Annotated in this window: 2 protein-coding genes; both read left to right on the top strand. The window is 69.8% G+C overall.

What is annotated here, in order from left to right:
- On the top strand, positions 1-470 hold a 470-nt coding region (gene purE / locus ADBZ5U_RS16275), incomplete at its 5' end, for a 5-(carboxyamino)imidazole ribonucleotide mutase (RefSeq protein WP_526811933.1).
- 56 nt (positions 471-526) lie between these two features.
- Positions 527-1,548: acyl-CoA dehydrogenase family protein (locus ADBZ5U_RS16270; protein WP_526811931.1), on the top strand; the 1,022-nt coding region annotated here is incomplete at its 3' end.

Genomic DNA, 1,548 nt, shown 5'->3' with positions numbered 1-1,548 from the left:
GCGACAGCGACTGGCCGGTGATGCAGGCCGCCGCCGAGGCGCTGGCCGAGTTCGAGGTGCCTTTCGAGGTCGGTGTGGTCTCGGCCCACCGGACGCCGGGACGCATGCTGGAATACGCCCGGGGCGCGGCGGACCGCGGCATCGAGGTGGTCATCGCCGGCGCCGGCGGGGCGGCGCACCTGCCGGGGATGGTCGCCTCGGCGACCCCGCTGCCGGTGATCGGCGTGCCTGTCCCGCTGGCCAGGCTGGACGGGATGGACTCGCTGCTGTCGATCGTGCAGATGCCCGCCGGTGTCCCGGTGGCATGCGTGTCCATCGGCGGCGCCCGCAACGCCGGCCTGCTGGCGGTGCGGATTCTCGCCTCCGCCGACCCGGCACTGCGGGAGCGGATGGAGAACTTCCAGACCGATATGGCGATGCAGGTGGTGGCCAAGGACCGCCTGCTGCGTGAGCGTCTGTTGGGCGAGTAGGGCGCAGGCGGTAAAGTCACCGGCAAAGAGCGCCCCGATGGCATTTGGAGGCAACCATGGCTGGTAATCCCGCGTTCGACGTTTTCGCTCTGCCCGAGGAGCACGAGGAGCTGCGCGCGGCTATCCGCGCGTTGTGCGAGAAGGAGGTCGCGCCGTACGCGGCGGCGGTCGACGAGGAGGTGCGCTTCCCGCAGGAGGCCCTCGATGCGCTCAACGCCTCGGGCTTCAACGCGGTGCACGTGCCCGAGGAGTTCGGCGGCCAGGGTGCGGACTCGGTGGCGGCCTGCATCGTCATCGAGGAGGTCGCCCGTGTCGACGCGTCGGCATCGCTGATCCCCGCGGTCAACAAGCTGGGCACCATGGGGCTGATCCTGCGCGGCTCCGACGAGCTCAAGAAGAAGGTCCTGCCCGAGATCGCCGAAGGCAAGATGGCCTCCTACGCGCTGTCCGAGCGGGAGGCCGGCAGCGACGCCGCCTCCATGCGGACCCGGGCCAAGGCCGACGGCGACGACTGGATCCTCAACGGCTCCAAGTGCTGGATCACCAACGGCGGCAAGTCGGCCTGGTACACCGTGATGGCGGTCAGCGACCCCGACAAGGGCGCCAACGGCATCTCGGCGTTCATGGTCCACGAGGACGACGAGGGCTTCGTCATCGGCCCCAAGGAGCGCAAGCTCGGCATCAAGGGCTCGCCCACCACCGAGTTGTACTTCGAGAACTGCCGCATCCCCGGTGACCGGATCATCGGCGAGCCCGGCACCGGTTTCAAGACCGCGCTGGCCACCCTGGACCACACCCGGCCCACCATCGGCGCGCAGGCCGTCGGCATCGCGCAGGGCGCACTGGACGCCGCGATCGAATACACCAAGGACCGCAAGCAGTTCGGCCGTCCGGTCGCCGACAACCAGGGTGTCCAGTTCATGCTCGCCGACATGGCGATGAAGGTGGAGGCGGCCCGGTTGATGGTGTACTCCGCCGCCGCCCGCGCCGAGCGCGGCGAGCCCGATCTGGGCTTCATCTCCGCGGCGTCGAAGTGCTTCGCCTCCGACGTGGCGATGGAGGTGACCACCGACGCCGT

This window comes from Mycobacterium sp., from assembly GCF_040398885.1.
Taxonomy (GTDB): Bacteria; Actinomycetota; Actinomycetes; order Mycobacteriales; family Mycobacteriaceae; genus Mycobacterium.
Note: the sequence above shows the minus strand (reverse complement) of the source record. Positions and strands in the feature narration are given on the sequence as shown.